This is a genomic window from Sphingopyxis sp. A083, assembly GCF_001468495.1.
Classification (GTDB): Bacteria; Pseudomonadota; Alphaproteobacteria; order Sphingomonadales; family Sphingomonadaceae; genus Sphingopyxis; species Sphingopyxis terrae.
Genome location: NZ_LNSK01000018.1, coordinates 1 through 25,189, shown reverse-complemented (window position 1 = coordinate 25,189; position 25,189 = coordinate 1). Strand labels below are relative to the sequence as shown.

General features: G+C 64.7%; 19 protein-coding genes. 12 read left to right on the top strand and 7 right to left on the bottom strand.

Going from position 1 to position 25,189, the window contains the following annotated elements:
• Positions 1 to 222 (bottom strand): GTP cyclohydrolase I (locus ATE59_RS17145; protein ID WP_197409202.1); only part of this gene is annotated, 222 nt, incomplete at its 3' end.
• Between the two features lie 137 nt (positions 223 to 359).
• Between ATE59_RS17145 and ATE59_RS17140 the strand changes: the two genes are divergently transcribed.
• Positions 360 to 947 carry a PAS domain-containing protein gene (locus tag ATE59_RS17140; protein ID WP_058813457.1) on the top strand — a complete coding sequence of 196 codons (588 nt, stop codon included), beginning with the start codon at positions 360 to 362 and terminating at the stop codon, positions 945 to 947.
• Between the two features lie 69 nt (positions 948 to 1,016).
• Entirely contained in the window at positions 1,017 to 1,760 is a 744-nt protein-coding gene (locus ATE59_RS17135; RefSeq protein ID WP_058813456.1) for an SDR family NAD(P)-dependent oxidoreductase, read from the top strand.
• On the opposite strand, the gene ATE59_RS17130 is transcribed toward ATE59_RS17135, so the two are convergent.
• Entirely contained in the window at positions 1,754 to 3,286 is a 1,533-nt protein-coding gene (locus ATE59_RS17130) for a cryptochrome/photolyase family protein (RefSeq protein WP_058813459.1), read from the bottom strand. The two genes, ATE59_RS17135 and ATE59_RS17130, sit on opposite strands and share 7 nt — an antisense overlap.
• 620 nt (positions 3,287 to 3,906) lie before the next feature.
• Entirely contained in the window at positions 3,907 to 4,980 is a 1,074-nt protein-coding gene (locus ATE59_RS17125) for an AraC family transcriptional regulator (protein ID WP_058813455.1), read from the bottom strand.
• A 160-nt stretch (positions 4,981 to 5,140) separates the two neighbouring features.
• Between ATE59_RS17125 and ATE59_RS17120 the strand changes: the two genes are divergently transcribed.
• From ATE59_RS17120 to ATE59_RS17095, 6 genes are all read left to right on the top strand, one after another.
• On the top strand, positions 5,141 to 7,789 hold the full coding sequence (locus tag ATE59_RS17120; RefSeq protein WP_058813454.1) for a TonB-dependent receptor plug domain-containing protein: 2,649 nt from the start codon (positions 5,141 to 5,143) through the stop codon (positions 7,787 to 7,789).
• Positions 7,790 to 7,898: 109 nt separating this feature from the next.
• On the top strand, positions 7,899 to 9,929 hold the full coding sequence (locus ATE59_RS17115) for an acetoacetate--CoA ligase (protein ID WP_156416832.1): 2,031 nt from the start codon (positions 7,899 to 7,901) through the stop codon (positions 9,927 to 9,929).
• A gap of 30 nt (positions 9,930 to 9,959) precedes the next feature.
• Positions 9,960 to 11,285, top strand: coding sequence for a spinster family MFS transporter (locus tag ATE59_RS17110; RefSeq protein WP_058813453.1), 1,326 nt, complete (start codon positions 9,960 to 9,962; stop codon positions 11,283 to 11,285).
• 111 nt (positions 11,286 to 11,396) lie between these two features.
• Entirely contained in the window at positions 11,397 to 12,998 is a 1,602-nt protein-coding gene (locus ATE59_RS17105; protein WP_231737492.1) for a tannase/feruloyl esterase family alpha/beta hydrolase, read from the top strand.
• Between the two features lie 46 nt (positions 12,999 to 13,044).
• On the top strand, positions 13,045 to 14,058 hold the full coding sequence (locus ATE59_RS17100) for an alpha/beta hydrolase (protein ID WP_058813451.1): 1,014 nt from the start codon (positions 13,045 to 13,047) through the stop codon (positions 14,056 to 14,058).
• A 268-nt stretch (positions 14,059 to 14,326) separates the two neighbouring features.
• The gene (locus tag ATE59_RS17095; protein WP_003050872.1) at positions 14,327 to 16,093 is read left to right on the top strand and encodes a sensor domain-containing diguanylate cyclase; all 1,767 of its coding nucleotides are present in this window, start codon (positions 14,327 to 14,329) and stop codon (positions 16,091 to 16,093) included.
• Between the two features lie 6 nt (positions 16,094 to 16,099).
• Here the strand turns inward: ATE59_RS17095 and ATE59_RS17090 are convergent, their stop codons facing one another.
• The 3 genes from ATE59_RS17090 to ATE59_RS17080 form a co-directional block, all read right to left on the bottom strand.
• Complete coding sequence (locus ATE59_RS17090) at positions 16,100 to 16,825, bottom strand: hypothetical protein (protein WP_231737490.1); 726 nt, start codon at positions 16,823 to 16,825, stop codon at positions 16,100 to 16,102.
• Between the two features lie 7 nt (positions 16,826 to 16,832).
• A complete protein-coding gene (locus tag ATE59_RS17085; protein ID WP_003050867.1) occupies positions 16,833 to 18,044 on the bottom strand; it encodes a toxic anion resistance protein in 1,212 nt (403 codons plus the stop codon).
• Positions 18,045 to 18,117: 73 nt separating this feature from the next.
• Positions 18,118 to 19,077 carry a bile acid:sodium symporter family protein gene (locus ATE59_RS17080; RefSeq protein ID WP_058813449.1) on the bottom strand — a complete coding sequence of 320 codons (960 nt, stop codon included), beginning with the start codon at positions 19,075 to 19,077 and terminating at the stop codon, positions 18,118 to 18,120.
• A 104-nt stretch (positions 19,078 to 19,181) separates the two neighbouring features.
• Here ATE59_RS17080 and ATE59_RS17075 point away from each other — a divergent pair, with 104 nt between their 5' ends.
• Complete coding sequence (locus ATE59_RS17075) at positions 19,182 to 19,841, top strand: 5'-methylthioadenosine/S-adenosylhomocysteine nucleosidase family protein (protein WP_058813448.1); 660 nt, start codon at positions 19,182 to 19,184, stop codon at positions 19,839 to 19,841.
• On the opposite strand, the gene ATE59_RS17070 is transcribed toward ATE59_RS17075, so the two are convergent.
• Positions 19,831 to 21,549, bottom strand: a complete 1,719-nt coding sequence (locus ATE59_RS17070) for a M61 family metallopeptidase (RefSeq protein ID WP_058813447.1) — start codon at positions 21,547 to 21,549, stop codon at positions 19,831 to 19,833. The two genes, ATE59_RS17075 and ATE59_RS17070, sit on opposite strands and share 11 nt — an antisense overlap.
• Positions 21,550 to 21,711: 162 nt before the next feature.
• On the opposite strand from ATE59_RS17070, the gene typA reads away from it, so the two are divergent.
• From typA to ATE59_RS18285, 3 genes are all read left to right on the top strand, one after another.
• Positions 21,712 to 23,544, top strand: a complete 1,833-nt coding sequence (typA, locus tag ATE59_RS17065) for a translational GTPase TypA (protein ID WP_003050854.1) — start codon at positions 21,712 to 21,714, stop codon at positions 23,542 to 23,544.
• Positions 23,545 to 23,736: 192 nt separating this feature from the next.
• Positions 23,737 to 24,303: a pseudouridine synthase gene (locus ATE59_RS17060; protein WP_058813446.1), complete on the top strand. Its 567-nt coding sequence runs from the start codon at positions 23,737 to 23,739 to the stop codon at positions 24,301 to 24,303.
• A 454-nt stretch (positions 24,304 to 24,757) separates the two neighbouring features.
• On the top strand, positions 24,758 to 25,189 hold a 432-nt coding region (locus ATE59_RS18285), incomplete at its 3' end, for a hypothetical protein (RefSeq protein ID WP_231737478.1).

Here is a 25,189-nt window from a genome sequence, read left to right as displayed (position 1 = left end):
GACCGCCGGGTCCTCGCCATAGCCGCTGCAATATTCCTTCCACGCGCGCGCGACCCGCTTGGGCGTGTCGAGCAGTCCCTCGCGCGCCGGATCGTCGCCGACCCAGCGGATCAGCGTTTCGATCGCGCGCGCGACGTCGGCGGGAACCGGAAGTTTGCCATCATCCGAAACCGGAGGCACGTCCGGCGTATCGAGAAAGGGAGGGCGGGCGACGAAGTTCATGATGCGGTACCTCGGGTGGCGGCCCGGAGGGGAGGTGAGGGAAGACGGCCGCCGACTATGACTTGCATTGCGGCGCTGCTTTGTCGCAACATGTCCATTGGGGCAGGTCGCTCCCCGAAGATGAAAGTCCGAATTGCATGTCCCTCAAAGCGATGATCGCAACCAGCCCGATCGCGGCGGTCATCAGCGATCCTCGGCGCCCCGACAATCCGATCGTCGAATGCAACGATGCCTTTGTCGCGCTGACCGGCTATTCGGCCGCCGAGATCATCGGCCAGAATTGCCGGTTTCTGACCGGTCCGGGAACCGAAGCCGAGCTCAGCCAACAGTTGCGCAGCGCCATCCGCGAACGGCGTCCCGTGCTCGTTGAAATCCTCAATTACAAGAAGGACGGCACGCCTTTCCGCAACGCCGTTCTCGTCGCGCCGATCTTCGGAAGCGATGGCAGCCTCGAATATTTTCTGGGGTCGCAGATGGAAGTTGACGATGGTGTGCTTCAGCGCGGCGAGCGCCAGGCGGAGGCGCGCGCGCGCATCGACGCGCTTTCACCGCGGCAGCGCGAGGTGCTGCTGCTGATGGCCGAAGGCAATCTCAACAAGCAGATCGGCTACAGCCTCGGCCTTTCGGAGCGGACAGTGAAGATGCACCGCGCCGCGCTGCTGAAGGCGCTCGGCGTAGCGACCACGGCCGACGCGATTCGCGTTGCCGTCGAGGCCGGTTTCTGATGATGACAAGGGCAGACTGCACCAAAGGCGGTATCGCCTGAGCGCCGCCATCGTGCAAACCGCCGCGCGATGAACGAAAGACGCGGGAGAGGGACGCCGCGCCGGGCCTGCGTGCTCGGCGCGAGCGGTGGTATCGGTTCGGCGCTTGTCGCGGCGCTTGAGCGTCGGGGTGTCGAGACAATCTATGCCGGCTCGCGGCGCGCGACCTTGGCGAGAAGCCCGGCGGTGACGTCCTTCACCTTCGACTTCGCCGATGAAGCGAGCCTTGAAGAGGCTGCAACGACAATCGCCGCCGAAGGGCCGCTCGACCTCATCCTGGTCGCGACCGGCCTGCTGCACCGCGCCAATGCCGTAAGGCCCGAAAAATCGATGCGGCAGCTCGACCCAGCATCGCTTGCTGAACTTTTCCACGTGAACAGTATCGGCCCGGCGATTGCGGGGAAGCATTTCCTGCCGCATCTCGCGCGCGATGGCCGCGCGGTCATGGCCTTTCTTTCGGCACGCGTCGGTTCGATCGGCGACAACCGGCTCGGCGGCTGGTACGGCTACCGCGCGTCGAAAGCGGCGCTCAATGCTTTCGTGCGCGGCTTTGCGATCGAGGCAAGCCGTATGAACCGCGAGAGCATCGTCGTGAGCCTGCACCCCGGCACCGTCGATACGCGGCTTTCGATGCCGTTTCAGCGCGGTTTGGCGGCGGGGCAATTGCAACGCGCCGAACAAAGCGCCGATCATCCGCTGCAGGTGATCGAGCGCCTGACAGCCGAGGATAGCGGCGGCTTCTTTGCGTGGGATGGGCAGCCAATCGCCTACTGAGCACGATCTTCGTCCATCGCCGCCAGAAATCGACTTGCTTCGCTGCGGATCTGCCTCTGTTCCTTCTCGGCAAAACGGTTCCAGCCGCGCAGAACCGGTTGCATGCGGGTATTGGCGCCAAGCCGCACCGCGTGCCGCGCGATGAAATCCCAATAGAGAAAATTGAAGGGGCAAGCTCCCGCACCGGTCCGCTTTTTGACATCGTAGCGGCAGCCGCGGCAATAGTCCGACATGCGGTTGATATAAGCGCCGCTCGCCGCATAAGGCTTGGATGCAAGTAGCCCGCCGTCGGCGAACTGGCTCATGCCCAGCGTATTGGGCAGCTCGACCCATTCATAGGCATCGGCATAAACGGCGAGATACCAGCGGTGGAGCTCGGCCGGATCGACTCCCGCCAGCAGCGCGAAATTGCCGGTGACCATGAGCCGCTGGATGTGGTGCGCATAGGCCTCATCACGCGTCTGGCGCACGCAGGCGGCAACGCACGCCATATTGGTATCGGCGGTCCAGTAGAATGCGGGGAGCGGCCGCGTGGCGCCGAGCCGGTTCTCATCGGCATAGCCGGGCATGAAATGCCAATATATGCCGCGCACATATTCGCGCCATCCGAGGATCTGGCGAATGAAGCCTTCGGCGGCGTTGATGGGTACGCGTCCCGCGCGGCAAGCCTCGTCGACGCTGGCGCAAACCCGGCGCGGATCGAGTAGCCCGCAATTGAGATACTGCGCGATCACCGCATGGTAGAGAAAAGGCTCGCCGGCGAGCATGGCGTCCTGATTGTCGCCAAAGCGCGCGAGCCGATGCGCGACGAAATCGTCGAATGCCGCTTCCGCATCGGCACGGGTGACGGCAAATCCGAATGGCGACAGCGCACCGAAATTATCGGGGAATCGGGTTTCGACCATCGCCATGACATCGCGTGTGATGACGTCGGGTGGGAAAGCGTGCGGGCGGGTCATCAGAAGATCGCGCTCGGCGGGTTTGCGGTTGTCGGCATCGAAATTCCAGCGGCCGCCGAGCGGGACTTCGCCATCCATCAGCAGCCCCGTCTCGCGGCGCATCATGCGGTAGAAATATTCCATCCGCAGAGTCTTCCGACCCTCGGCCCACGCCGCGAATTGATTGGGTGCAGAGAAAAATCGGTCGTCGGCGAAGATGGTGCAGTTCGTCCAGGCACGCATCGCCTCGGCGAGGCGCCACTCGCCCGCTTCGGTCACGCGCAAGGGAAGGTCGCCATGGCGATTGCGTGCGCGCGCAACCTCGCCGCCGAGCGATCCGCTATTGTCCGGATCGTCGAGGCGGACATAGTCGACGCGCCATCCCTGTGCGCACATCTCCTCGGCAAAATGGCGCATCGCGGAAAAGAGAAGGGCAAGCTTCTTGCGGTGGTGGGGAACGTATCCCGCTTCTTCGGCGACTTCGGCCATCAGCAGAATCGTGTCGGCCGGCGACGCATCGCGGAGCGACGAGATGGCGGGGGTCAATTGGTCTCCCAATATCAGGACAATCTCGCTGGGTCTGGTCATGGCACCGCGCGGCGGCATTCGCTCGGCCCTCCGGGACGGGACAGGGCTGACGGATGTGGGTGATGGTCCATAAAACAGACGATGCAGCGCGCTTCGGGCTCCGCCAATATGGACTTTCGGCCAGCCATTTTGGCAGAGCAGCGTGTCTGGTTAGAGGCATCCGGCTAGAGCGCACCAGCCGGTTCTATGACCGGGAAAGCCATCCATTATGCCGTTCGTCGACGGGTGTCAGCCTTCGTCGGCGGCGCTGGTTACGCATTTTTCCGTTCCAAAATGAGTGGATTCTAGCCGAAATCATTTGAGCGGACTGCCTCACCAATTTCCATTTTCCGTCGGGAACTCCGACCCGATAACCCGCGTATTGCCGCCGAGCTTCAAAACAACATTGGGTTGAATGCTTTTCACCGGGCTGCGCCGTCTGGCGCGGTCCGGACTATCTCGTCAGCCCTGCATCGTTATCGATTGCAAAAGGCCATTCCGCCGCGACGTCCAGAGCGACCAAATCGACGGCGGCGCGCGCGCTATGTCGCGGCTGCGATTCCCACCCGAAAACGGACAGACCGCGATCCGCCCCAGGCGGCAACGCCTGTTTCCCCCAGGCCGCCTCACTGCGATCTCGGCTATTTTTCCGAGCGGACTTCGTTGATCGTTTTGCCGGTCCACCTGCGGACGGCGCGGCGCAGGTTGGCGCTGTCGCTGAAACCGACCTTCCAGGCGACATCATCGACGCTCATGCGTGTTGTCTGCAGATATTCGATGGCGAGTTTCCGGCGGACATCGTCGACGATCTCGCCATAGCTCGTGTCTTCGGCGGCCAAACGACGGCGCAGCGTGCGTTCCTGCAGCCCGATTTGTTCGGCGATCGCCGTCATCGAGGGGAAGTGGTTCGGGGCGAGGAGCAGGAGTTGATAAACTTCCCCCGACAGTCCCGATGATATTCGCGATTGGCCGATCAGCCGGTCGCATGTCTCTTCGAGCATCGTGCGCGTCAACCGGTTGCCCAGTTCCGGCGTCTGTTCGAGGATGCCGATCGGATAATGCAGTTCATTGGCATCCGCGGCGTAGAAGCAGGGGCAGGACAGTTCGCGTTCGTCCTCCGCCGAGCGCGCCTCTTCGGGCAGCGCGAACCGCGCGCGGACCGGAACATTGTCCGATCCCGCCGCGTCGCGAATATGGGTGTAGGTCATCTTCATCTGTTGGCGGATGAGGAAAGTGCGCACGTCATTGCTCATCACGTCGCGATAGATTTCCTGAAATTGCCAAACGGCGACCTCTCCTTCCGTCCGCCAGCCAAGCCGTACCGTGGGGGTGGCGAGCGGCTGGTAGCGTACCGCGAAGTCGAAGAAGTCGCGCATCGTCGGCGAGCACATCAGCGCATAACCGTACATGCCATAGGCTGACAGATGCAGCCGCGACCCGATCGCGAAGGCGTCCGCGAACCGCGCACCGGCCACCACGATATTTTCGCAGGCGGTCAGATACTGGCCGATCGAGGTCAGCGTATGCGGATCGCGCACCTCGGCCAGCGTCAATCCCGTCCGTTCAAGTACGGTCGCCGCATGGATTCCACGCCCCGCCACCGTATCGATGACGGTCGCGATCTTGAAAGGGGCGAAGATGCGTTGATTAAGCGAGGGGAAGCCGGCGCGCGGATTGCGGCTGGTCAGCGTGCTCTGATCCTCGTCGACGGTCATAGCAGCCCTTTCGTGCGATCTTGTCCTCTAGAGACATAGTGATGTCCGGCAATGCTCTTACCAACGGCTCTGGCAAACCATAAGCAGCATAGCAAGCCGGCAACGTCCGGCCGCGGCAATGTCCGTGACCAAGACAAGAGCAGCAGGGAAGAGGATCACCATGTCGACCAGATTCATTCTTACGGGGAGCCGCGCGCGCATGTTGTGCGGTTCGGCCATCTTCGCGGTCATGCTGGGTGCGGCCACCGCCGCGCAGGCGCAAGGCGCCGGCGCGAACGATGCGGTCGAGGATAGTGTGGCGGGGAGTGACTCCGAGATTATCGTCACGGGCTCCAGCATCCGCGGCATCCCGCCCACCGGCTCCGGCCTTATCAGCGTGTCGCGCGATGATGCCAAGTTGATCGGGGCCGCGAGCACCCCCGAATTGCTCGCGACCGTGCCACAGCTCAACAGCTTCAACACCGCACCGCGCACAAGCAACGGCGGCCTCGGTTCCTTTGCGCCCGGCCTGCGCGGCTTGCCGCCGGCGGCAACCTTGCCGCTGATGAACGGCCATCGCCTGATCTCCGGCAGCACCCAGCAGACAAATCCGGACTATCCGTTCCTGCCCGAACTCGCGATCGAACGCGTCGAGATCGTCGCCGACGGCGCATCGGCGATTTACGGGTCGGATGCGGTCGCGGGGGTTGTCAATTTCATCACCCGCAAGCGCGTGTCGGGCTTCGAGGCCAATGTTCGCTATGGCTTTGCGGACGATTATCATGCCTTCAACGCCGGCGCGATTTTCGGGCATGCCTGGGACAGCGGTTCCTTCGTCGCCGCGTATCAATATTCCGAAAACAGCAACATCACCGGGGCCGACCGCCGGTATCGCTCGCTCGATTTTCGTGCTGCGGGCGGCATCGATACGCGCTCGACCGTCTGCCCGGACGCGAACGTCAATCTGTTCACCGGCACCATCTATGCTGCGCCGAGCCTGACGCCGGGGATCAACACTTGCGATCCGCGCGGACCCGTCGACCTGGTACCGCAGAACCGCACGCACAGCCTTTTCGTGTCGGCGCGGCAGGAGCTCTCCTCCGCGGTCACCGTGTGGGCCGATCTTCTCTATTCGGACCGCAAGGATATTGTCCAAGCGGCGCTGCCTGGCCAGACGTTCGTTCTGCTGACGGCGGCCAACCCGTTTTTCCGCCCCCCGCCGGGAACGGGAACGACCTATGAATATGTCGATTTCAGGCCCGACAAGCTGGTTGGCGACGATCATTTCGACCAAAGCTACCGAGTCCGGACGGGGAATGCGACGGCCGGCCTCGACGTCAAGCTGCCCGGCGATTTCAAAGCCAGCGTCTATGGCACCTTCAATTGGTCGCGGAATGACACGTTCCAGCCAGGCATCAACACCACAGCGCTGGCGGCGGCGGCCGCCGGAACGACGGCCGCGACTGCGCTCGACCCGTTCGGTACCGGAACGAGCCCCGCTGTCGTTGCGGCCATCCTCGACAATCCGACCGACTTCACCAATCATCAGCGCACCCGGATCGGCGCGGTGAAAGTCGACGGGCCGCTGGCGGATTTGCCTGGCGGTGCGATCAAGGTTGCGCTCGGCGCCGAATATCGGCGCGAGACCTATGATCAGCGCGGATCGAGTGGCGGCGTTGGCTTCCCCGAAGACCTGAAGCGCAGCGTCCAGTCGCTCTACGGCGAGCTGTTTGTGCCGATCGTTGGCGAGGGCAACGCATCGCCGATGCTGCGCAGTCTCACGCTGTCGTTTTCGGGGCGCTACGATCACTACAGCGATTTCGGTTCGACGACCAATCCCAAGGTCGGCCTGACCTGGGAACCGGTCGAAGGGCTGAATTTCCGGGGCAGCTATGGCCGCTCGTTCCGCGCACCGGGGCTGCGCGATCTAGGGTCCACCGTGGGGTCCTACTATGCCGCGGCGGCGCTGGTCGATGCGTTCGGTGCGCGCGACCCGTCGCGCGGGGCGACGCAAGTAAATACAATTCTCCTCTACGGCGGCAATCAGGCGCTCAAGCCCGAAAAGGCGCGGACCTTCTCCTTCGGCGTCGATCTTCGGCCGCGGTTCGCGCCCGATTTCAGCGCGAGCGCGACCTTTTATGATATCAAATATGATGATGTCATCGGAACCCCTTCGGGGCTAGGCGCCATCCTGTTCAGCGACCCGACCTTCGCATCGCGCGTCATCCGCAATCCGACTGCGGGACAACTGACCGACGCGATCAGCGATACGGTGCCCTTTTTCTACACCTTCGCGGCCGTCCCGGCGATCGGCAACATCCTCGACCTGCGGCAGGGCAATTTCGGTATCCGCAAGACAAACGGGATCGATTTCGACGTGCGCTATCGGCACACGGCGGGTTTCGGCACCCTTTTCGGCGGCATCGCGGGCAATTATATCCTGAAGTATCGCAACCAGCTCTCGCCGACGTCGGCGGTCAGCAACTCGCTCGAGGCCGGGATACCGCGAACCACGCTGCGCACGACATTGGGTATCGCTGCGGGGCCGGTGACGCTTGCCAATTTCGTCAACCATCGCAGCGGCGTGACGGCCGCCTATGCGACGCCAACCGGGTCGAGCCTCTACAAGGCCAAAGGCTATACGACGGTCGATCTGCGACTCTCGCTGAAGCTTCCCGACCTGCCATTCGCCAAGGGAACCGAGGTCGCGCTGCAGATCAACGATCTGTTCGACAAGACGCCGCCATTCTTCCCGGGCACCGACGGCATCGGCGGCGCCTATAATGCGATCGGGCGCTATGCCGCGATGAGCCTGCGCACATCCTTCTGATGCGGATGGCAGCGCGTCCGTGAGGTCGCGCTGCCGTTCCTTTTGGTCGATGTTCGTGAGCGCGCGCGAAACTCGGCTTCCTTCCGACATGAATAAGGTTCGCCATTCGATGCCAATTGCCAGCAACAGCGCGGCCATCGCGGCTCCCGTCCCGCAGATCCGCCTGTATCTCGAAGTGCTCAAGGCCACGCGCGACCTCGAGTTCGCGCATTATGACGATTTGCACCGCTGGTCGGTGACCGATCTCGAAGGCTTCTGGCGCAGTATCTGGGACTATGACCGGATCGAATCGCGGACGCCCTTCTCCGCGATGCTCGGCGCAGACACGATGCCGGGTGCGCGCTGGTGCGAGGGCGCCGAGGTCAGCTATGCGCGCCATGTTTTCCGCCACGCCGCGGCTGCGGATTCTGCCGGGCAGCCCGCCATCGTGGCGGTGAACGAACGGGGGGAGCAACGAACCCTCGGTTGGGCCGAGCTCAAGCGGCAGAGCGCCTCACTGGCCCTGGAACTGCGCCGGCGCGGGGTGGGGCGGGGCGATCGCGTTGCGGCCTACCTTCCCAATATAGCCGAGGCGGTGGTGGGCCTGCTCGCGTGCGCCAGCCTGGGGGCGATATGGAGCCTTTGCTCGCCCGACATGGGGACCAATGCGGTGCTTGATCGGCTGCGGCAAACCGAGCCCAAGGCGCTCATCGCTGTCGATGGCGTCTTCTACGCTGGCAAAGCCATGGATCGTAGCGCCTGCGTCGCCGAAATTTGCGCCGCACTTCCCTGTATCGAGGCATTGTTCGTCATCGAAAGCGGGTTCGGCGCTGGGGCGGTGTCGGGGGCGGTGGCGTTCGAAGCGGCCATCGCGCGCGACGATGCCGAGGTCGCCGGCTTTGAGCCCGAATGGCTACCCTTCGACCATCCGCTGTGGATCCTCTATTCGAGCGGCACAACGGGACTTCCGAAGGCGATCGTGCACGGGCACGGCGGGGTGCTGCTGGCAACCGCCGCGGGGCGACTCCATTTCGATCTCGGACCGAGCTATGAGTCCAATAATTTCGGCGACCGCTTCCACTGGTTCAGCGCCACGGGCTGGGTGATGTGGAACATTCAGGTGGGCGGACTGCTCAGCGGAACGACGATTTGCCTGTTCGACGGATCGCCGAGCGGTACCAAGGCCGAGCCCGACTGGACCCGGCTCTGGCGCTTTGCGGCAGAGGGCGGAGTGACCTGGTTTGGCGCCGGCGCTGCCTTCTTCGCGAGTTGCCGCAAGGCCGGGCTCGACGTCGCCGGACTCGACGGGTTGCACCGGGTGCGCGCTCTCGGTAGCACCGGCTCGCCGCTACCGCCCGACGTCCAGCGCTGGGGTTCGGCGCAGTTCGCCGCCATCGGACGGCCCGATATCTGGTGGTGCAATGTCAGCGGCGGCACCGAGATCGCCGCCGCCTTCATGGCCGGAAATCCCGAATTGCCCGATACGCCGGGGCGGCTGCAGTGTCGCCACCTCGGCGCCGCCATCGAGGCGTGGGACGAGCGGGGACAGGCTGTGATCGGCGAGGTCGGCGAACTTGTCTGCACCCGTCCTTTCCCCAGCATGCCGCTCTATTTCTGGGGCGACGAAGACGGCAGCCGCTATCGCGACTCCTATTTCGCCGAATGGCCCGGCATATGGCGTCACGGCGACTGGCTCACGATCGGGACCGACGGCAGTTGCACCATTTCCGGCCGTAGCGACGCAACGATCAACCGCCACGGCCTGCGCATGGGAACCGCCGAAATCTACGCTGCGGTCGAGCGCCTGCCTGAAATCGTCGACACGATGATCATCGACGTCGAGCGTGAAGACGGCGACAGCACGCTCATCATGTTCGTCGTGCCGGCGGAGGGGCGAGCCGTCGACCCTGCGATGGAGCAGGCGATTGCATCGGCCATACGCTCGAGTCTCTCGCCGCGCTTCGTTCCCGATCATCTGATCGAGGCACCCGGCATCCCGCACACGCTTTCTGGAAAGAAGCAGGAACTCCCGATCAAGCGGCTGTTCGCCGGATGGCCCGTCACCAAGATCATCAGCGCCGACGCGACCGCGACGCCTGAGGTCTTGCCTTGGTACATCGATCGGGCACAGCGCTGGAACGGGGCGGGAGACAGGATGTGATAACGCAAATGGTCTGGGAGAGGACGCGATATGGACAATAGGACATTTGCGGAGAGGTCCGACCTGGACCGATCGAAGCCGACCGGGCATCGCGGCCTTGTGCTCGGCATGCTGTGCTTCGTCTATGTGCTGAACTTCCTCGATCGCCAGCTTGTCTCGATCCTCGCCAAGCCGATTCAGGACGGCTTGCACATCACCGACAGCGAACTCGGCCGGATCACCGGTTTCTATTTTGCGCTCTTCTATTGTTTTATCGCGATTCCTGTTGGTTGGCTCGCCGACCGCACCAATCGCGTAAAGGTGCTTTCGATCGCTTGCGGCCTGTGGAGCGCCGCGACCGCGGCATGCGGCATGGCGGCGAACTATGGGCAACTTGTGGCGGCACGTATGGCGGTTGGTGTCGGCGAAGCCGGCGGCGTTCCGCCGTCCTACGCGATCATATCGGACACGTTTCCGCGCGAGCAGCGCGGCACCGCGATGGGCATCTTCAACCTCGGCCCGCCGATCGGTTCGGCGCTCGGGGTCGCGTTCGGCGCGTCGCTCGCGGCCGCCTATGACTGGCGCGCGCCTTTCCTCATCGTCGGCGCGATAGGCGTCGTTACCGCAGTCCTCGTCTATATCATCGTGCCCGAACCCGCGCGCGGCCGCTTCGACCCGCTTCCTGCGGCCGCGGCGGAACCGGCGCACAGCTTCGGGCAGGCGATCCGCGCCTTTTTCGGCAACAGGATATTGACTATCGCGGCGCTAGCCAGCGGTGCCGCCAATTTCATCACCTATGGCCTCAGCAATTTCGCCACGCTTTTTCTCATGCGCGAAAAGGGCATGACGCTCGAGGAAGTGGCAATATGGTACGCGCTGGCGGTCGGCCTCGGAATGGGGGCGGGCATTTTCGTTTCAGGGCGGCTGATCGACCGGTTCGGCGTGACCAACAAGGCGGCCTATGCGAGCATCCCGGCCTGGTCGCTCGTTCTCGCCTTGCCCTTCTTTCTCGGCTTCGCTGCTGCCGACAGCTGGCAGGTCGCGCTCCCCCTCTTGTTCGTGCCGCTCTTCCTCAATTCCTTTTTCCTCCCTGCCACGGTGACGTTCGTGCAGAGCGAGGTCGATCCGGGCGCGCGCGTGATATCGGGGGCGCTGTTGCTGCTGGTCATGAACCTGATCGGCCTCGGCCTCGGACCAACTTTCGTTGGCATGGCGAGCGATTTTTTCCGCCCGCAATATGGTGAACATGCGCTCCGCATGGCCTTTTATGCGCTGGCGCCAATGTATCTCGTCGCCGCGCTGCTCTTCGCCTGGCTTGCGCGAATGATCAAACGGTCGTCGCCAGCATCGAGCGGTTCTCGGCAGGCCAGCGATTAGACGAAAAAGCGCTTGGCGCGCGGCGAGGTTGCGCGGCGGAACTGGGCACCGACAAGAAGACGGGAGACAGATATGACGCGGAAATATGGCGCCGCTTGCCTTACGGCCCTGGTGGTCGGATTGTTGGTTTCTACGGCGGCAGCCACGGCGGCGGAAACGCCGTCGTCCGTCGACGCCGCACGGCGCTGCACCAACCTCGCCCGATTGCACCTTGCCGACACGACAATCGAAAGCGCGGCGCTTGTTCCGGCAAAGGCCGCGGAGCTCGGCATAGCGGGCGACAAGCCTGGCTATCGAAGCTTCTGCCGCGTGGTTGCGCGCGTGCGCTCGGCCCCGGATTCCGACATTGGCGTCGAGATATGGCTGCCGACCGAGCGATGGGCCGGTGTCTTTCATGGCAATGGCAACGGCGGCTTTGCCGGTGTCCTTGCCGGCGGCTATTCGGGAATGGTCGATGGCCTGCGCCGCGGATTTGCAACGGCGACGACCGATGCCGGAACCGCACCGGCGTCGCCGCTGGAAGGTGAGGCCCTCATCGATCACCCCCGCAAATGGAGGGACTGGGGCCGACTTTCGACGCATGCGATGACGATCACCGGGAAGGCGATCACCAAAGCTTTCTACGGCCGCGAAGCAACGCGTTCCTTTTACACCGGATGTTCAACGGGCGGGCAGCAGGGGCTCATCGAATCGCTCTACTATCCTGAAGACTATGACGGAGTTCTGGTCGGAGCGCCGGTCATTAACCGCACATGGGGGCACGCCGCAGTGCTCTGGGACTATGCCGCTGCGCACCGCACGCCGGACAGCCTGCTATCCGATGCCAAGCTCAAGTTGCTCAACCGGGCGGCGGTCGCGGCGTGCTGGCGGCAGGGCCATGGCCTCGCGGGCGACCGGTTTGTTTCTGATCCGCTCAGCTGCAAGTTCGACCCAGCGGTTCTGCAATGCAAGGGCGCGGCGGGCGACGCCTGCCTGACCGAAGCCGAGGTTGCAACCGCGCGCGCCTTTTATTCAGGGCCGACGGACCGCGCGGGCAAGCCAAGCTATTTTGGCTGGTTGCCCGGAAGCGAAATGCCCGACACCTTCGGCTGGTCTTTTCTTCAAAAGCCGATCAAGGATCAGCCACCTTTCGGGGCACTGTTCAAATGGGTGTCCGGCGCTGATTGGGACTGGAAGGGTTTTGATTTCGACCGCGACATGCCCGCGGTCGATGCGCGGCTCGACCCGATCGTCAACGACGCGACGCGCGGGAGCCTTGCCGATTTTGCCGCGCGCGGCGGCAAGCTGATTATATTCCACGGCCTCGCCGACACGCTCGTGGCGCCTGGCCAGTCGATCGCATTTTACGATCGTCAGGCGGCCGCCGTCGGCGGCGAAGCCAAGCTTGCAGAAAGCGCACGCCTGTTCCTGGCGCCCGGCGTGATGCATTGCGGTGGCGGAGCCGGCCCCGACAGCTTCAACGCCACGCTCGGTATTCCGGCGCAGCCGCCCTCTTATGGTGCCAGGCATGATCTCTTCTCGGCGCTGATCGACTGGACCGACGGCGGCGATGCGCCCGAGCAGGTTATCGCGACCAAGTTCGCGAGCGATGAGCCCGGCAGGATCGATATGCAACGCCCGCTCTGCGCCTATCCGCAGAAGGCCGAATATCGCGGCTGGGGGTCGACCCTGTCGGCAAGCAGCTTTCGCTGCGTCGCGCCGGACGATCGCTGAGCTTTTCGTTTCCGGTGGAACCGTCGCCTGCCGATAGGAGATAGAGATGCTGAACCGCAGGGAGTTCGCCGGCCTCGCCGTCGCCGGGGCGACCACCTCGCTCTCCGCGACAACGGCAGTGGCAGCGGAAGCGGAAGCGGAAGGTACTATCGCTTATCATGTGCTCGCATCGTCGCATGTCCCCGGCGAGCCGGGCGTCGCCATCTACGCGCCGCCCGGCTATGATGCCGGACGCGCCGAGCCCTATCCGCTGCTGCTGTTGCTTCACGGCGGCAACGGCACCGAGAAGGATCTCGCCTTTTTCAAGACCGTCTTCGACAATGAAATTGCGGCTGGCCGCTTGCCGCCGCTCATCATCGCCACGCCGAGCGGGCGTCGGTCGCTCTATATGGATTTCCGGGATGGGGCGGAGCGATGGGAGAGCTTCATCCTCTTTGATGTTCTGCCTTTCTTGCGCCGCAGCGCTCATGTCTCCCAAGGGCGCAAGCTGACCTTCATCGGCGGATGGTCGATGGGCGGACTGGGCTCCCTGCGCATCGCCTTCAAACACCCTGAGCTTTTCGCTGCGGTGGCAGCATTGGAGCCTGCCGTCGAGCCCGCCGTGGAGTGGAAGGGGGTCGGACCGCATACGCGTTTCTGGAGGCCCGAAGAGGTTCTCCATCCGATATTCGGCAATCCCGTCGACGGCGAATATTGGATGCAAAACAATCCGGCATCGATCGCAAGCCGTGCGCCCGACCGATTGCTCGGCCTCGGCATTTATCTGGAGGTCGGCGACCAGGATATGCTCTATCTTTATGAGGGCGCGGAGTTTCTGCACCGCGTCTTGTTCGATGCCCGGCTCGCGCACGAATATCGGCTGGTGCATGGCGCAGAGCATGTCGGTTCCTCGCTTTTGCCGCGCATGGCCGACGCGCTCGGCTTTATTGCGCGCCAGATTTCGCCGCCGGGCTGGATCGACCAAAATGTATTGAACGTCCGCGCCGTGCTCGATGGCAGCAAGCGATCGGCTGGGCTTCCCGTTGGTCCGGTCGATCCTGGACGCGTTGGCGGTCGGTGAGCGGACGAACGCTCCTGGCCGATTGAAGAAGTCGATATCTCCACTGCTTTTCGGCATGCCAGCGAACGTCCGATTGGGGACCATTTAGACATGACCATAGCCAGCCCGGGCAATCGCGGACCTTTGCAGGGCGCGGCGATCGGATACCGAAGCCGCACATGTATCAATACCCGGCGAATGCCTCGACCGCGCCGGTGATTGCGGCCACAGCGCGATCGGGGCTGGGCGGTTACGCTTTCCCAAGATATTGGGGGCTAAAGGGAATCGCATGATCGGGGCGCAGGAACATCGCGGACGGGGGCGGGCGTCGTGGGCGCTTGTGCTGCTGTGGCTCGTTGCGGCGGTCTGGGCTGTACCCGCCGCGGCGACGCCGCTGCACATCAATGCACCGCTCTGTCATGCGGTCGGACCGCTGGCCGCACCCGACGATGCGCTGTCCGCGCTGCGCTTTTCGTGCAGCGGCGAGCCGACGGGGTATCGCGACGGCAGCCTGTGGTTGCGGGCCGATGTCGGCAATCGTTCCGAGGATCGCAACGGCGCCGCACTGATGGTGCATTTCTCGCGCTTCGACCGGCTCGCCGTGGGGTTCACCTATGCCGACGGCCAGACGCGCTGGCAGACGGTGCGCCGCGGCGATTATGGCGCGCACTGGCGCGTCGGCGGCCAGATATTGTTCGAGACCCCGGCCCGCGTCGCTCCGCTGACCGCGGTGACCATGCGCTTCGACCGCCTCGCCGACCACAGCCTGCTGCGCGCGCGCCTCATCCCCAAGGAAAATGCGAGCCTGCAGGCGGCGGGGATGGCGGCGCTCGTCGGCGCCTCGCTCACCCTGCTGCTCGTCAGCGGCATCTACAGCCTGTCGCTCGCGGTCGCGGTGCGCCGCCAATATCTGCTGTGGCAGGCGGCATGGTCGGGCGTGATGATCGTCTGGGGCGCCTTATGGTCGCAGATTCATCTGGTGATCTTTCCCGCCATGGCGGGGACGGTGTCGGCGCAGGCATCGACCTTGCTTGCCTGCCTTGCCATCGGCGTCGCGACCGCCAGCGCGGTGACCGCGATCGACGCCCGGCATCTTCCCCACGCTTTGCGCCGGGGAACCCTCGCGCTGGGGCTGGCGATCGCCGTCGCTGGCGTGCCGCTGGCGTTGCTTCGCACCGGCAATCTGCAGATGCTCGGCAATCTGCTGGGCATCGCGGTCATCCTCGACCTGATCGCGGTCGCGCTGTGCATCGGCTGGAGCTGGCGCAAGGGATCGGTCGAGGCACGCGATTTCGCGCTCGCCTGGTGCCTGCCGATGGCGACGCTCGCGATCATTCATCTGGTCGATGTCGAGGACGGATTCTGGGGCGGCGGGTCGAAACTGGCGGTGCTGGTCGCCGCAACCTGGCAGGCGCTATGGCTGTCGGCTGCATCGACGCGGCGGCTCGCGCATCTGCGTGTCGAGCGCGACGATGCGCTGGCGGCCGAGGCGCAGGCGAACGAGCTTGCGCGCCGCGATCCGCTCACCGGATTGCTCAACCGGCGGGGCTTCGTCGATGCCGTCACCCCGCTGCTCGATCAGGCGCGCGAAGGGGCGCTGCCCGCGGCGCTGCTGCTCGTCGATGTCGATCGCTTCAAGTCGATCAACGATATCTACGGCCATGAAGCGGGCGATGCCGTCCTCTGCCGCATCGCCGAACGCATCGCGCGGTGGGAAGGGACGATGTGCAGCGTCGCGCGCCTGGGCGGCGAGGAGTTCGGCCTGCTGACCATCGGGATGGAGGGCATCATGCTCGATCGCTTTGCCGAGAGCATCCGCCGCGAAATCGCGCTGTGCGATCACAGCGACACGATGGGCGACCGGCCGGTGACCGCCAGCGTCGGCGTTGCCGAAGTGCGGCCGGCCCCCGACTTTCAATATCTCTACCGGATCGCCGACGAGGCGCTCTATGACGCGAAACGCGCCGGCCGGAACCGGATCAATGTCCAGCGTGTGCCGCCGCGCGGCGACGGCGCGCCCGATGCCGGCGATCGCGGCATAGCCTATCCCGCCTGAGGCGGATCAGGCCGCGCCGGGCGTGTCGTCGGCTTCGAGACCCTGATATTTGAGCTGGAGATAGCGTTCGCGCGTCGCCAGCTTGTCGATCTCGCCCGCCGCCAGGCTGCGCGCCGCGTCGCCGATTTCGCGTTCGAGCATCTTGAGCCCGCCGAGCAGCGTTTCGTCGGGCGTACGTCCCGCATGCGCTTCGCCGCGCAGCCCCGCGGGGATCCGCTGATAGCCCGCGACGAGTTCGGGCAGATCCTCGCCGACCAGCTTGCGGATATTCGCGGCCGCCGGTGTCGCGGCGTCGAGCGTCTGGAGCTGTGGGGCGAGCAGGTCGAGCTGGACGCCGATCCCGTCGACGAGCTGGCGCGCCGGGGCGGGAAGCGCCGGACGCTGCGCCTCGAGCCAGATTTCGGTGCGGCCGGCGAGCTGCTTGAGGTCGGCCTTGGGGAGATCGGCCTGGCGCGGTTCGGGAAAGGGCGGCCATTTGCCGAACAGCACCGCGACGCCGATCAGCAGCACCATGAGCGCGAGCAGGCCCGTGAAGCCGAGCGGCTTGATGAGCGCGCCGAACAGCGCCGCGCCGATCAGCACGATCCCGCCCGCAACAAGGACGCGGCCGAGCTTCTTGTAGAGATGCTGGCGGCGCAGCGCGACGCTCTTGGTGCCGATCGGTCGCCGTCGTTCGCGCGAGCGTTCGATCGCCGCGTTGCCGAGCGCGCTGATCTTGTCGACCTCGCTCATGCTCATCCTAGCCCTCGATCGCCGCCAGCGGGCTGTCGGCGCCGCCGACGCTTGCCTGCGCCTGGCTCGCGCCTTCGGCGCGCGCGATATAGCCCTTCGACTTGGCGACCTCGCCCTCGAGCGAGGTCACGGTCGTCTTCATCGTGTCGAGCGCCTTGAGCTTGAAGGTATCGATCGCGTCCATCGTGTCGTAGATATTCTGGAAGGCGCGGCTGAGCGTTTCCATCGGGATCGTGCTCGACGCCGCCTGTTCGTGGATGCGCGCCGTATTGTCCTTCAGCATCTTCGAGGTGCCGTCGATGATGTTGGCGGTCGTCGTGTTGAGCGCGGTAATCTGTTCGAGCACCAGCTTCTGGTTGGTCATCGCCTGCGCGACGGTGATCGCGGTCTTGAGCGCGCCGACGGTGGTGGTCGAAGCGCGGTCGACGCCCTTCACCAGCTCGACATTATTCTTTTTGACGAGATCGAGCGCAAGATAGCCCTGCACCGTCACCGCCATCTGGGTCAGCAGATCCTGTGTGCGCTGCCGGGCATAGAACAGGGCGTTTTCGCGGATGACCTTCGCCTTGGCGGGATCGCTGCCGTCGAGTTCGGCCGCTTTCGCCTCGAGCCGCTGGTCGAGCGTGCCCGCGATGTGGATCATCTGTTCGAGCTTGCCCATCGATTCCCACATCTTGCGGCGCTCGACATCGATGGCGGCATTGTCCATCAACAGCTCGTCCTTGCCGTTGGCAAGCGCGGTCAGGATGCCGCCGATGTGGGTCTGCGCGCTGCGATATTGCGCGAAATAATTGTTGATCTTGCTGCCCAGGATCTTGTCCAGAAAGCCGCGTTTGGTCAGCAGCTTGCCGTTCGCCGAGGGATCGAGCCGTTCGACCGTAGTGCGAAGTTCGATCAGATTCTGGCCGATGTCGGTATCGCGGTCCATCGCCTTGATCGGGCGGTCGAGGAAGCGGTTCGAATGATTCGCCGCCTCCAGCATTTCCTTGCGCCCCATATTGGTGATCTGATCGATGCGCTTGCCGAACTCGGGCGAATTTTCGTCCTGCGCCACCAGATCGTCGATGAAGCTGTCGACGCGTTCCTCGAGCTTCGATTTCTGCTCGGTCGAGAGCGGGACGAGGCCGGCGGCCTTTTCGGGCGCGACGGCAGGAACAGGTTCGGGCGGCGTCAGCTTCAGTTCGTCGGTTGCGGTCGCCGTCGCGGTCTCTTCGCTCATAACAATCCTTCCAGCCCCAGGTCGATAACGGGCCGCCTGCCTATATGGCATGCGGACCTGTGTTATTCAAGCACTACACCCCTTGGCGGCGCGCCAGCGCCGGCGCGATCCATGCCGAAAGGATCAGCTGCGCCATATGATAGACGAGGATCGGCAGCAGCACCATGCCGGCAATCGCCGAGGGAAAGAGCGTGGCGGCGAGCGGCGCGCCGACGGCAAGACTCTTTTGGGCGCCCAAGAACAACAGGGTGATCCGGTCGGGGCGGCGGAGCGCGAGCAGCCCGCCGAGCAGCCAGGTGCCGCCGAAGGCGCAGCCGAGCAGCAGCGCATCGACGCCGAGCACGATCGCGATCTCGCGCCCGTCGAGCTGCGTCCAGATGCCGCCGACCACGGCCGCGGAAAAGGCGACATAAACCGCGGTCGCAATCGCGGTGCGATCCATCAGCGTCGCGAGACCGCGGTGCCGCAGCACCAGCGGGCGAAGCCAGCGCTGCGCCGCTTGTCCGGCCAGAAAGGGAAGCAGCAGGATTGCGACGATGCGCAGCGCCGCGGCGCCGTGGATCGCGCCCGCCTTGCCCGCGAGCGCGGCAAAGAGGAGCGGCGACAGAAACACGCCGGCCAGATTGAGCAGCGCCGCTGCGACGACGCTCGCGGCGACATTGCCGCCCGCCATCGAACTGGCGGCGGTCGCCGACTGTACGGTCGATGGCAATATGCCGAGAAACAGGAAGCCGAGCGCCAGCGTCGGCGGCAGCAGCGGCGCCGTCAACGCCTGCGCGCCGAGCCCGGCCAGCGCCATCGCGCCGAAACAGAAGGCGAAGGCGCCGCCCTGCAATTTCCAGTTGCGGATGCCGTGCAGCACCTCGTGCCGCGGCAGGCGGACACCGTTGAGGAAGAAGAGCAGCACGATCGCCGCGGTCGAAATCCCTTGCGCGACCGGCACCGCGTCTCCGCGCACCGGCAGCAGGCTCGCGACGACGATGGTGGCGAGGAGGACGGGAACGAAGCGGTCGGGGAACAGGCGGGCGAGCATGGAGCGGAGCGATGGCCGGAAGGCGGCGCCTTGGCAAGTCCGCGTGCGTCCTTCGCGGCGGCGACTTCGCTCGACATGGTGCAAAAGACGATTATGGAGCGCGCATGGCTTGCATCCTGATCCTCGCCGCGCTGCCCGAAGAGGCCGATGCTGTCTTTCCCGGCCAAGGCACGGTCGAAGCGGGAGCGTTCGCTCCCCGATCCCTGTCGGTGGATGGACATGCCGTAACCATTGCAACCTGCGGCCTTGGCAAGGTCAACGCTGCGCTGAGCGCCGGGATGCTTGGCGGCGCGGCCGATCTGCTGGTGATGAGCGGCACCTGCGGCTCGCTCGGACCCGGGCCCGGTGCCTATTGGATCGCCGAGGCGGTGCAGCACGATTATGGCGCGGCCCAGCCCGGTCTGTTCCGCCGCTATCGGGCCGGCGAATGGCCGATCGGCGAAGCGGGCGAGGCGCATTTTGCGGCAATGTCCGACCCCGGCCTGGGCTTGCCGCACGCGCGCATCGCAAGCGGCGACAGCTTCGTTGCCTGCCCCGAGGCTGCAGCCGCGCTGGCGCGCGATCTGGGCGCGACGCTGGTCGATATGGAGGTCGGCGCGGTGGCGCAGGCGGCGATGCGGCTCGGCAAGCCTTGGGCTGCGGTCAAGGCGGTGACCGACGACGCCAACGGCGACAGCGCCGGCGATTTTCACGCCAATCTCGTCGGCGCGGCGCGCGTCGCTGGCGTAGCGATCGAGCGTCTGGTCGCGCGGGTCAGCGGCTGAGCGCACCGATGCAGGCCTGCCGCGCGGCGGGCGGCGAAAGGTCGCCGAGCGCGAATTCGCGTACCGTCTCGCGGGCTCGCCCCTGCGGCATATAGCGCAGCGTGCGCTTCGTGCCGCCATCGTCGACATCATAGGCGATCTCGCTCTGGCTGTTGCCGATCTCGCCGCCGCTGCGGCCGATCAGCGTCATGCCGTCGCGCATCCCGGCCCGCCACGCCGGGCCGCCTTCGGCGACGCCGGCGATAATGCGGCCGTTCGCGAGCGTTGCATCGACATCGAAGCCGCGATCGAACACCGGTCGTTCGAATCGGCGCAGCGTGCCGCAGGCGGCGAGCATGTCGGCGGGCAGTGCGATCGGTTCGCCGCGATCGATGAAGCGGGCGATGCCTTCGCCGATCGCGGCGTCGCGGCGCTGCGCTTCGGCCGCGAACAGGGTGACGGCATCGCTGCGGGCTGCCGGAGCAGCCGCCTGCATTGCCAGCAGCAGGTCGCGCATCGACGACCCGCCCGGTGCGCGCCGCAGCCGGTCGTCGGCCCAGTGCGCGAAGAGCATCCCGCGCAGATAGGCGAGCCGCTGTGCCTTTTCGTCGGTCCAGAATAGCCCCGCGGCCTCCTTGTTGGGAGCCGCACGCAGGGGCGAGGCATCATATTCGCGCAGCGCGTCGTTGAACTGCGCAAAATATTGTTCGGGCGTCCACACCGCGGCGCGGACCAGCGCCCGCCATGAGGTGAAATCGGTAAAACCTTCCGACAGCCAGAATTGCTCGGCTTCGGGGACTGTTTCGGAAAAGCCGCCGATCCGCACATTGACCCAGCTATGCGCCATTTCATGCGCCATCAGCCGGTCGAGCATTTCAGGCGGCGCGTTGGTCGTCGCAAAAAAGGCGAAGGCATCGCCGCGTCCGGTGCCGCCGATCGAGGTTGCGCCGGGTCCCGGCGGCGCGAAGGGGATGATGGTGACGAGATAGCGCCCGGCGTCGCTGCCCCAATAATCGGACATGGCTGCCGCGACGCGGCGGAAGCTTTGCGTCCAGCCGGCGTCGTCGCGCGTCGCAAAGCTACCGCGCACCGCGAGCCGTGCGCCATGGCCCGCATCGATCAGGCGGAAATCGCCGCCGACGGCGATGCTTTCGGTCAGGCCGTCGAGCGTCAGCCCCGGATGTTCGAGGTCGGACGCAAAGCGCGTCCCGGCCGGCATCCCGCGGACCGAAAAGCTTGCCGGGGTATCGCCATCCAGATGCTCTGGCCGCGCCACCACCGCGTCGCCGATCAGGTGGAACCATGTCGGCTGGATGAGCGGGCGATAGTCGTTGACGACTTCGCCGTCCTGCAATTGCTCGGGCCGGTCGGCGCCACGCACCCGGTAGCGCAGGACGATCGGGGCGCCGGGCGCGTGGCGCAACGCGATCTTGGCGGGGTCGGCCGACGGGGCCAGCATCGCGCCTTCGGCGCGCATGTCGCCCAGATAGGTATACAGCTTGTCGAAGCCGCCCCATTCGTTCGGCAGGTCGATGATGGTGACGCCGCTCGCGGCGCCGCGAAAGCGCAGCGTCACGTCGATCGCGCGGAAACGGCCGTCGGCTGCGACGACCGGCTGATAGGTGAGCGCGAGGCCCGCATCGGGCTCGGCCGCGCCCGACGGTGCTGCTGCGGCGAGGCTGGCGGAAATGGCGGCGACGATAAGGCGGCGGGCGAGGGAGAGACGCATCGATATTCCTTGAGCTGAACGCCCAAGGTGTATCGCCCGAACAATACAGTGTCAAATCGGACGCCCGCGCCTCTCTTGTTGCGCCGCAGCACCGCTTCTGTTAGGGGCGCGGCGTTTAGCGGCGCTCCAGGCGCTGCCCCCTTCCATCAAGGTTCCTACCGCATGTCTTTGCGCAATATTGCGATTATCGCACACGTCGACCATGGCAAGACGACCCTCGTCGACCAGCTTTTCCGCCAGTCGGGCACTTTCCGCGACAACCAGCGTGTCGAGGAAAGAGCCATGGATTCCAATGACTTGGAAAAGGAACGCGGGATCACGATTCTCGCCAAGTGCACCTCGGTCGAGTGGGGCGAAGGCGCCGATGCGACGCGCATCAACATCGTCGACACGCCGGGCCACGCCGACTTCGGCGGCGAGGTCGAGCGGATCCTGAGCATGGTCGATGGCGTCATCCTGCTCGTCGATGCGGCCGAAGGCCCGATGCCGCAGACCAAGTTCGTCACCGGCAAGGCGCTCGCGCTCGGCCTCAAGCCGATCGTCGTCGTCAACAAGATCGACCGCAGCGACGCGCGCGCCGCCGAAGTGCTCGACGAGGTGTTCGAACTCTTCCTGACGCTCGACGCCAATGACGAACAGCTTGATTTCCCGATCCTTTATGCCTCGGGCCGCGGCGGCTATGCCTCCGAAAGCCCCGACGCGCGCGAAGGCACGCTGGAGCCGCTGTTCAAGACGATCGTGTCGCATGTTCCGACGCCCGGCTTGGACGAAGAGGCGCCCTTCACCTTCCTCGCGACGCTGCTCGACCGCGATAATTTCATCGGCCGCATCCTGACTGGCCGCGTCCAGTCGGGCACGGTCAAGGTCAACCAGCCGATCCACGCGCTCGACATGGACGGCAAGGTCATCGAAACCGGCCGCGCGTCGAAGCTGCTGGCGTTCCGCGGGCTCGACCGCGTGCCGGTCGAGGAAGCGCGCGCGGGCGACATTGTCGCGATCGCGGGCCTGACCAACGCGACCGTCGCGAACACCATCGCCGACACGAGCGTCAGCGAACCGATCGCCGCACAGCCGATCGACCCGCCGACGCTGTCGATGCGCTTCGCCGTCAACGACAGCCCGATGGCGGGCCGCGAAGGCAGCAAGGTGACGAGCCGCATGATCCGCGACCGCCTGTACCGCGAAGCCGAAACCAATGTCGCGATCCGCATCACCGAAAGCGCCGACAAGGACAGCTTCGAAGTCGCGGGCCGCGGCGAGCTTCAGCTCGGCGTGCTGATCGAAACGATGCGCCGCGAAGGCTTCGAACTCGGCATCAGCCGCCCCAAGGTGCTGTACCAGACCGACGAGAACGGCCAGCGCACCGAACCCTATGAAACCGTCGTCATCGACGTCGACGACGAGCATAGCGGCACGGTCGTCGAGAAGATGCAGATCCGCAAGGCCGAGCTGACCGACATGCGCCCGTCGGGCGGCGGCAAGACGCGCATCAGCTTCAGCGGCCCGTCGCGCGGCCTGATCGGCTATCACGGCGAATTCCTGTCCGACACGCGCGGCACCGGGATCATGAACCGCCTGTTCGAGAAATACGGCCCCTACAAGGGCGCGATCGAGGGCCGCAAGAATGGCGTCCTCATCTCGAATGGCGCGGGCGAAGCCGTCGCCTATGCGCTCGGCCCTCTCGAAGAGCGCGGCATCCTGTTCGTCTCGCCCGGCGAGGCGCTCTATGAAGGGATGATCATCGGCGAGAATGCGAAGCCCGACGACCTTGAGGTCAACCCGATGAAGTCGAAGCAGCTCACGAACTTCCGTTCGACGGGCAAGGACGACGCGATCCGCCTGACCCCGCCGCGCCGCATGACGCTGGAACAGGCGATCGCCTATATCGACGATGACGAAATGGTCGAAGTTACCCCCGCGAACATCCGCATCCGCAAGGCGATCCTCGACCCGCACGAGCGGAAGAAGGCGTCGCGGAAAAAAGAAGCGGCGTAAGAGACAGACCGGCGGCCCGACAAAGGACGCCGGTTTTGTTTTGGGCGTTCGCTCTTTCCCGTTCGCGCCTCATTTTCCCGTTCGTGTCGAGCGAAGTCGAGACACCCATCGTTCGCGCGCGCCTTCGGGGTGTCTCGACTTCGCTCGACACGAACGGTTACAGGTGAGTTTCCCGGTAGCCGAGGACACCCCGTGACCCGCCTGATCCTGTTCAACAAACCCTGGGGCGTGCTGTCGCAGTTCACCGACAAGGGAATGACTGCGCCCGCCGACGGCCCGCGCGCAACGCTGTCCGACTATATCGACGTGCCCGGCGTCTATCCCGCCGGCCGGCTCGATCGCGACAGCGAGGGGCTGTTGATCCTGACCGATGACGGTGCGTTGCAGGCGCGGATTTCGTCGCCGAAGCACAAGATGCCCAAAACCTATCTCGCGCAGGTCGAGGGCGAGCCCGACGACGCCGCGCTGGCGGCGCTCGCCCGCGGCGTCACGCTGAACGACGGCCCGACCCGCCCCGCAACCGTCCGCCGCATCGACCCGCCGCTACTCTGGGACCGCGACCCGCCGGTGCGCTACCGCAAGAGCGTGCCCGATAGCTGGATTGAACTGACGATCACCGAAGGCCGCAACCGCCAGGTGCGACGGATGACGGCGGCGGTTGGGTTTCCGACGCTGCGGCTGGTAAGGTGGCGTATCGGGGGGTGGGAGATCGGGGATTTGGGGCTGGGGGAGTGGCGCGTCAGCCAACCTGCCTTTTAAAAAAGATACTCTAGTCATGAATACTTGATTCGTGTGGTACGTTTAAGGTACCTCGTCTCAATCTTTTCATAGGGGGAGTATTATGGGAAGCAGCGGATCAGGAAACTTCAGCGACTATTCCGGTACCCCGAAAACGGGATCGGGCAGCGGTTCGTCCGGTGGCTCCAGCGGCTCAGACAAATGCGCCGAAGCATTTACGGCTAGCCTTGAAGACGTTGCTGGTCACGATTACTACATTAACCACGGCCACGCTCCTGCGGTCGGTACCGAACTTACTATCGATGTAAGGCGCCGAGTAGTCGCTGTTGCGGGCGTTGAATCGGTCGGATCGTTACCTACTCGGCTAAACTACCTAGCAGGCTGTTTAGGGGATGGATTTAGCTACACAGGTATTGTCACTGCATCCTCAAATGGCGCCAATCCGCAAGTTCAAGCCGACTTCGTAGCTGGCTAAATGCCAGAGAAAAATCCGATACTGATTGGTGAGGTCACGGTAGACTTCACACTGCCGACGCGCACCACGGAAGCCAAGATGAGGCTTGGTGGCGTGGTGCATGCCGCTCGCGGCCTGTGGGCTAGCGGGCAACGCTATTCGGTCGCAGTCTTCTGCCCTGCATATTTAGTCGAGCAAGCACAGGATTACCTTACGCGGCACGGCTGTCAGGAATTTCTCCTTTTGGGGGAGGTGGTTGGCGCCCCTAATGTAATCGCAATTGCCGATGTAAGAGAGGTGGGGCACCAAGGTTATGAAGACATTTTGCGTGACGAGAGGAAGATCATTTCAAGTCTAGGCCGTGTTGACAAAAGGGATTCCCAAGCCCGCCTCCTTCTGATTCAAGACTGCTTTTTGAGGAGCAGTCATGGGTCGCGGGGATTTGTCGGATGC